Below are 730 nucleotides of genomic sequence, written 5' to 3' on the forward strand. Positions count from 1 at the left end.
GTAGGATCCGCGCCGGCTTGTAAAAGCGCAACGGCGGGCTTCAGCCACCTGATTTTCATCAGGACGGTTTCTCCATCTTTGCCCTGCAGGTTGGGATTGGCTCCAGAACTTATAAGAAGGTCTACCGCTTCTTTTGAACGGACGGCCATCAAAGCGGTTTCTCCATCTTTGCCCTGCTGGTTTGGATCAGCTCCACGCTTTAGCAGAAAACTTGCAACTTCAAGATTATTTGTTTCGACAACGCAATAGAGGGCGGTCTTCCCTGATATGTTAAGTGCGTCAACAGGGGCGCCACGCTCAACAAGCAGGGGAACGAGAAATTGAAGTTCTTTTTTCCCGACAGCCCAATAAGCAGTTGGAATTGTGCCCTCCTTGCTAGGAGGAGCACATTAGTTATACTAAGTTAACTGAATGGAACAAGTCCGTTATAACGGCACTGTTGGAAGCGGGGACGAATCCGGCGATTAAAGACGATAAAGGAGATTCCGCTCTGATAACGGCTATCCGCATTTCCAAAAAGAACAAAAATCTGGCTGCCATAAGGGACATTGTACAAAAATATACAAGCAAAGAAGATATTAAAGTTGCGTCAACCGACGTGAGAAAAACGGTTTCGGCGAAACGGCGCAAATCGGCTTCTGAAAACATTCCGTATACCATGAAGGCTTTAATTTTTCCAGTTGCATTGGGAGGACTTAGTTATTTTATGAGGGAAGTAGCGTATAAAGAT

At 46.0% G+C, this 730-nt stretch carries 2 protein-coding genes; one reads left to right on the forward strand and one right to left on the reverse strand.

Features of this window, described 5'->3' with window-relative positions; all coding sequences use genetic code 11:
- Nucleotides 1-362, reverse strand: a 362-nt coding sequence (locus ACYVTD_RS14920; RefSeq protein WP_461248502.1) for an ankyrin repeat domain-containing protein, incomplete at its 3' end; no start/stop codon positions are given.
- Between the two features lie 77 nt (nt 363-439).
- Between ACYVTD_RS14920 and ACYVTD_RS14925 the strand changes: the two genes are divergently transcribed.
- The coding region (locus ACYVTD_RS14925; protein ID WP_461248501.1) for a hypothetical protein at nt 440-730 on the forward strand (291 nt) is incomplete at its 3' end.

It is taken from the genome of Treponema sp. R6D11, from assembly GCF_054786075.1.